The following is a 7,194-nucleotide window of genomic DNA, read 5'->3' on the forward strand; positions in this document are numbered from 1 at the left end:
TCAACTGATTTCAGGAAGGGTCAATGTCCCATGCAATGTCCCATGCAATGTCCCACGCAAGCGTCCCGCGAAGCGCAGTTTACACGTCTAGATTCTTCACGTACTGTGCATTACGCTCGATGAATTCGCGGCGTGGCTCTACCTTTTCGCCCATGAGTGTATCGAATACGTGCGTTGCTTCGGCCGCGTTGTCGATGGTCACCTGCAGGATCGTCCGCGTTTCGGGATTCATCGTCGTAGCCCAAAGTTGCTCGGGATTCATTTCACCATCCCCCTCAGCCGGGCAAACAGCTTGTCAATATATCCATCCCGGTCGTCCGTCATGAATAACACATGCCTACTCTCAAGCTCTTCTTGGGATTCTCCCCATTTCAGTTGCGGGTATCGCGTCCAGGAAAGGATGAAACTGTTGAGGATCACGGTTGGGTCATTCAACCGTTGCTCGACATCCTTTATCCGCTTGTGGAGAAGAACCTTCTCGCTAGCGGGGCCTTCGTGCAAAAGACCGTGCGGCTCGATGAAGGTGACGCACTGTTTCCCACCAATCAGCATCCAAAGAATGAAATCAGGGTGGAAGTTGCCCGCCTCAAAGAATCCCACGCCTTTACCCCGGCTCATGTTTCTGAGCAGGAAGAGTTCCATTCCTTCCTTTTCCAGAGCGGCTTTGTGGCCGTCGCACCAGCTCTTCAGATCGGTGACAAACTGATATTCGCTCTCGCCCAAGGCGACAGGCAGGATGGTGATTTTCCCACCGCGCCGGACGTGAAAGAGCGGCTGAAACAGGTGCTTGCCGAAATTGCAGGCGTTCAGATCACCAATCTTCAGCAGATGATCCTTCTTCTGTTCCAGATCTTTCTTGATCTGCTGAATCCCCTGGATGACCTGTTCCTCATCGCCATCCACGATGAGCTGATAGTCACACCAGAAGCCATCATTTCTGTCCTTATCCCTTGGCGGAAAATTGTCATCCGTTTCATCCAATTCCCGCAGCTCCAGACGCGGTTCGATGTATTCCCGTTTGCGATAGTTGTAGTAGTGATCGCAGTACCGCTTCAGAAGCTCTGACGCCACCTGCTGCAGCAAGAGCACGCCATCAAAGGTTGCCGGGTTCAGGCGGGTTTCGGGCAGGTAGAGGGTGTACCAGTTCGGGTCCCCCAGCAGACGCCTGATGCCATCCTTGGTGATATTGAAGTTGTACCAGCTCCGTTCGCGCTTGAACCGCTCCAGCTCGAAAAAGAGCGTGTCATAGTCCAGCAGAGCCAAATGCTGTTCACGTAACGATACCTTGTCCTTCTGGGTCGAAAGGGTGCTACCGCGTGACTGCATGGCCTGAATGCGCGGGTACCAGTCGGCGACTACCGTGTTGTTCGTCATGTAGTCCGGGATATCCCCGACAGTGGGAACCGCTGCATCTTTCTTGAAGTCGTATTCCTTGCCGTCAGATGCCTTCCGCTTGGGGCGGAGGATTTTGAGCTTCTTGCCGAAGTCATAGGTGACATTCAGCGGGATGGTAATGATCTTGCGGCGCTCGTTGCCGGGTAGGCCTTCCTCTTTGAGGAACTCGCGGAACTTCTCCATGAAGTCGGCTTCGATGCCGAACACGTTGAGGGTTTCCAACTCCTCGATGAAGGTCGGCCGAACTGGCGCATGAGTATGGCCGCTGCGCTTGAGGCTCCACTCGTAACCCTTCAAGCGGACGCCACGCCCAAAGAGCTGAATAATCTGCGAGCCTTCCGAGCGTCCGACATGCATCAGGCCCATGGTGCTGACGCGCCAGCAGTCCCAGCCTTCGACAAATTTCTTTGAGCCGATAAGCAGATTGACCGGTGACGTGGAATCCTTGACGGAGGCGAACATCGCCTCGGTAAAGTCACTCTCTTCCACGGTCAGTCGTGTGCCGTTCTGCGCCGCCACCTCGGCCACGTGATCGCACAGGCTCTTGGCATCACCGACGTTGATCAGACCGAAGGGTGTCTCGCTCGTGCCCACACGCAAGGCCACTTCGCCGGATTCACCTTTGATGCGATCCAGTGACAAATGCCCGCCTTCGGCATGGTTGAACAGCCTGGCGAGAATATCCTGGTAGAGGGCTACAACGGTTTCGCCGCCATTCATGGCCCGGGCCAGATAGGTAAATGCCCCGGCAAAGATGTCGTTCTTATCCTGATCCAGAAGTCCCAGCCCTTGGCCACCACCGGTCAGCAAGGCATTAATTGTTTCTTGGCTGTTGACTTGGTTTTCAAGGAAATCTGCAATAAAACAGATGATCTGGGCAACGTCGGCAGCAACAATTTTCTCGTCATTCGTGCCGCCTTTTGCCTTCGAAACTGTGCTGCCGACGAAAACCCATAGCGGCTTTTCCAGATTGAACAGCTCGAAATCTTCCTCTCTTTCCTCGTATATACGGAGTTGCTGATAAAATTTGAGCAAACAAGCCGTCAGGTAAGCAAACTGCACCTGGACAAACGTGCTGGGCATATTCAGGATCTGATAATCCTTGCCGAAACCGTCCTCATAGAACCAGCGGTAGGAGTAATCAAAAACGACCGTCTTGGCGTAGCTGTTCTCAAAATCGGCATTGCCTGATGCCTGAACGGCCTGCTCGAAGGTGGCTGAATACTCGAAGGTGAACCCCTTGGCGCAGAGATCGGACCGCCGGGTAAACCAGACGCCTTCCTCTTTGCCGCTCATGCCACGATGACCCTCGTCAACCAGAAGCAGGTTCTGATCTCCGAGGCTTCGCGTGGCGATGGTGTTCGGTCCCTCCTGATCAGCCAGCTTGGTAATCTCCAGCACATCCACACGCTCAAGGCCCTGGGCCATGCTGAACTGGCCGCCACGTGATTGCAGGTAGCTGCCTGCAGAAATATCGCTCGCCCGAAACTCGGTGATGTGTTGCTCCGAGAGACGCTCGTTGGGCGTCAGCAGGATAACCCGGGCGAGTTCTTTATCCTTCCCATGCTTTGCGGCGTAGTGCCGGTATTGCAGCAGGTTGACGTGCATCAGCAGCGTCTTGCCGCTGCCGGTGGCGTTCTGCATACAGAGCTTGTTCAGGTCATCCTCGTTGTAAGGCGGCACATCGGCGTAATCGTGCCAGTGGAGGTTGAATCGCTCTACGAATGCATTGAGATCGGCGAGCATCCCTTCACGATTGCCAAAAAAGCGGTCGAGGTAGATTTCAACAAAGATAAGGGTAAGCCATTGGTAGTATTTCCACCCAATGGGGCGGTGGCGCTTTTCGTTGATCGCCTGGGTATGGCGAACAATGTTCTGCTCATAGGTCAAGAGCATGTCCCGACTGATGCGAAAGCCCGGGAAATCAGCCGTTGGATCGGCAAAGCTGAAGAGCGGGCTATCGCCGAGATGGTGGTAGAAGAAATGCAGATTATCCTTGTCCAACCCTTCCAGTCGCGGATCGCGGATGGGTTCAGCCAGCTTGTGAAAGGGGCGAACCACTTTGCCATTTACTTTGTATTCGGCGAGCGGATCGATACCGAACAGGCTTATGAGCCATTGATTCAGAATCAACTTATCTTTAAATCTATGACTTTTACCCGGTTTTGCTTTTTTTCCCATACCACCTACCTCGAATTTAAAGCCGCATTGAGGGCACTCAACAAGCTTTGGCGATTTTGACATGAATTACGCACCCTCTGTAGCCCACATGCGCTTCATGAACTCTTCTTCGATGAGGCAGACCTTCCAGTTTTCGTTATCCAGCTTCAGATTGGGCAGATTGTTGCTGCCGTTCACATAGATGGTGTCAAACTCGAAATCGCGGGTGATGATGCGGTTCTTCTGGAACCATTCATCCAGCATCAGGTTGTCCTGCTCAATGTCGCCCGTGAGCTTGCGCCAAACAACCAAAACCTTGTCCCGCTGGCCATTGTTGGGATTGGCCGCGTCCTTGGGCACCCAGCCCTCGACCTTGCGGAACCACCACGGGCCGCCTTCGTCCTGCCGGATGCGGCCATCCACCACCAACTTGGTATGTTGGTCTTGAGGAAGCTCCGGGTCGGTGATGCGCTTGAAAGTCGCCTGAAAGGTTTGCGGCACGGATGTGTGAATCACGCGCAGCCCAATCAGATAGTTGAAGGTCTCGATCAGATCGACAGCACGGGTGGCGTACTCGTCCGTCCCCGGCTTCTTGACATCCAAGGTGTAGAAAGTTGGGTCGGCGAATGCATCGATGTTGAGCAGCGACTGACTACCGCGGGTCTCCACATCCAGAAGGTAGCGGAGCAGGTAGTCTTCCTTGAGTGCCGGATTGGCCGCTACCGCCTTTTTACGCACCGGATATTCGTCCAGACGCAAATTGTTGAGTGTGTCCTCGTAGGATTCCAGGCGGATATATTTGAAGCAGTGGGAAACGCCGGTATGACGCGCTGTGGGTTTGCCGTCTTTCCAGCTTTCGGAATAGACCACCTTGGCGATGCGGGGTTTGAGCACCGTGTCGAAGTAGTCGCCCATCTCGACGAGGATATATTTCCGCTTGCCACCATCTTCACGGTTGAGGTTGATTACGGCATGACTGGTCGTGCCAGAACCGGCGAAGTAGTCTAAAATATCACCAGATGTTTGATTTTTCAGGGCAGCATCAATACAGTCTCGGACGGTATATATCGATTTAGGATATGTAAAAGGGTTCCCTGGAAGCATGCTATTGAGTATTACACTGCCCCAACTGTTGGCACTATATCTCTTATCTTCCCATAACGATTTGTAACGAAACCTGCTCTTTTTTCGGACGATATCCCATGTGCCTTTCTTTTTGTTGAATTCGGCAGACAGCTCACCCAAAATTGACTCAACGGTATTTCGAGCAAAAACCCACTTGCTTTCTACTCCCTGCGGATCAATAGGATATACTTCAATTACACCATCTTCTGCTTCTTGATTGATGCCTGTGGGGTGGAAGTCCACATCACACACATCTCCAAAACCAACAATCTTCCCCTCCTTAACATATATTGGGTAAAAGCAATTAGCCGCTGACTCTCGCAAATGATTGTTGCCAGAAGAAACGTTTCTTAAAGGCCTTATATCCGGATTTGCCTCACGATTATCATCATTTCTCTCCTCTAAACCAATACAGTTCTGACCTTTTGGAAAAATGAAATGAGCAAACTCATGAGTAAATGAAAAATTGTTCCCTTGTTGACCGGTTGGATTATGAACTATTGAAATACATGCATCTTCGCAGTCAGGGTATAGGTTATCGAACAACATTCCTAAACGAAAATTCTCCACTTCATCAATGGCAGTAACATGAACAAATGGTTTTGAATAAAGAGGTAATACGGCATTGGCCCTATCTTTAATCAAAGTTAACCAAGATGAATGTTTATAGGTGTTTTTGTAAAGAATTTCGCTTGATTGTGCATTATATGGCGGATCAATATACACGCATTTCACCTGCTCGCGATACCGCTCCTGCAACAGGTTCAACGCCTGGAAGTTCTCCGAATGAATCAGCAAGCCATCGCACTGCTCATCGAAGTTCTCAATCGACGCCACCAGCCGGGCCTTGAAGCTGTCATCGAAGAAGCGGGTATCCAGCACCAGCTTGTTGTTGGCCTTGAGGAACTCGACCGTCAAAGGCCGCGAGAACGGAACGATCCCCTTATCAAATAAATCCCCACTTTGTGCCTTCCTGTCTTCGTGTGAGGCCCCTATTTCATCAATCGCGAACAGCTTTACCCATTCATCGATCTGTGCCTCATTTTCAGCAATCTCTGGATATAACTCCTCGGGAATCCGGTCGAGGGTGATGCAGTAGTTGGTTTCAATAATGAACTTTTTCTTGAGCCAGAGCTTTTTCTGAAAATCCTCAAGCTGGGCCAGAAAGTCGATCAGCTTGCCCGCGATCTTGCGCAGCGCCTTGATCTTGGCCAGATAGCTTTCGACCGTAGGGGCTTCGGCGTTTTCAATGTCATCGAGGCGCATGACCTCGTTCTTGATGTAGAAGTCCAGCTCCCGGCGCAGGAAGCCGCCCAGATCCTTATGGATGAAATAGTCCATGGTGTTGCGGGCCGTGTACTGGTTCACGTACTTGGCCAGAACGGGGCGCTTCTTGTCGCTGTCGGTCGGAGCGGGGACCTTGAACAGACGCAGATATTCCGGGATCTGTTTTTCGTGTTCGCCACCGGCGGCAGCCATGGCCTGGAGACGCTCCAGTATGGTCTCCACCGCCTCGGTGTTGCGCTTGTCCCGCCAGGTGTTTTCCTGACCGGTTTTTTCCGGGTCGGGCCGGTATTCGAAATTGACAACCAGCTCGCCGGTTTCGGTCAGGGCGACGGGATTTTCGGCATGCAGAATGAAGAAACGCTTGTTGGCCTCGGAGGCCTTGACGTTGCCGTGCTCGCCCTCGGTGGCATCAACAATACGAAAACGGACCTTGAGCGGTTTTTCATCATTGCCCAAAGGCAAACTACCCTTGGTCGCCTGCACCTCTTTCGCCTGCCGCAAATCAAAGGTGAAGTTGGAAAAATACTCGGCGCTCTTGATGTAATACTGGTCGGCGTTGGCCCAGTGCAGTTTCACTTCTTCGCCATTGTACGGCACGGCAAAAGGCGCGGCCTTGCCGGATGTTTCCCGGGTGTAATAGCGGCGGGAGATAAAGTCGCCGTCGTCGTAGTAGCGCTCAAAGAAGCGATACAGGTGGTCATACACATCGGCCTCCGCACTGGCGGTATCCTTGGCTGCTTCGTATGCGGCCCGAGCTTCTTTAACTTTCGGAGAATGCTCAGGGTCGGCAACGCCGTATTCTTTGGCTGCGGCAATTTCCTCGTCGATCCTCGCCTTCAGTCCCGCCTTGCGGGCCTCGTCGGCATCACCGAAGGCATCCGCCACGATTTTTAGCAGGTCGGTGCCGACGAAGTCCTGAACTTCTTGCGCCTTGGCGTGCATGATGCGGTAAAAGCCGAAATCGAGGTCCGGCTGGTCGAGCTGGAACAGCTCGGAAAGCTTCTTCAAAAGGCGGCTGCGAAGTTGTTCGGCAGATGGCATGGTTGTCTCTGATTGGTTCTACACACTTAGTCTCTTGTACACCGAATGAAATCTAATCGATGAGTGCAGCCTTCCCGCGAAGCGTCCCATGCAATTTCCCATGCAATTTCGCATGCAATGTCCCATGCAATGTCCCGCGCAAGCGTCCCATGCAATGTCCCATGCAATGTCCCATGCAATGTCCCA

At 52.5% G+C, this 7,194-nt stretch carries 2 protein-coding genes and 1 pseudogene; all 3 read right to left on the reverse strand.

Annotated elements, in window-relative coordinates:
- Positions 1-79: 79 nt before the first annotated feature.
- Positions 80-277, reverse strand: a pseudogene (locus V7080_RS21795) (hypothetical protein); the annotation flags it as partial.
- Complete coding sequence (locus tag V7080_RS21800; protein WP_334190486.1) at positions 259-3,639, reverse strand: DEAD/DEAH box helicase family protein; 3,381 nt, start codon at positions 3,637-3,639, stop codon at positions 259-261. The pseudogene V7080_RS21795 and the gene V7080_RS21800, both read right to left, overlap by 19 nt.
- Before the next feature lie 3 nt (positions 3,640-3,642).
- Positions 3,643-7,008 carry a DNA methyltransferase gene (locus V7080_RS21805; protein ID WP_334190487.1) on the reverse strand — a complete coding sequence of 1,122 codons (3,366 nt, stop codon included), beginning with the start codon at positions 7,006-7,008 and terminating at the stop codon, positions 3,643-3,645.
- Positions 7,009-7,194 lie beyond the last annotated feature (186 nt).

The sequence above is a fragment of the Noviherbaspirillum sp. genome (assembly GCF_036846085.1).
Classification (GTDB): Bacteria; Pseudomonadota; Gammaproteobacteria; order Burkholderiales; family Burkholderiaceae_D; genus Noviherbaspirillum.

Coding starts and splice junctions, on each gene's coding strand:
- V7080_RS21800 (WP_334190486.1), bottom strand. CDS start 3,639: ATGTCAAAATCGCCAAAGCTTGTTGAGTGCCCTCAATGCGGCTTTAAA.
- V7080_RS21805 (WP_334190487.1), bottom strand. CDS start 7,008: ATGCCATCTGCCGAACAACTTCGCAGCCGCCTTTTGAAGAAGCTTTCC.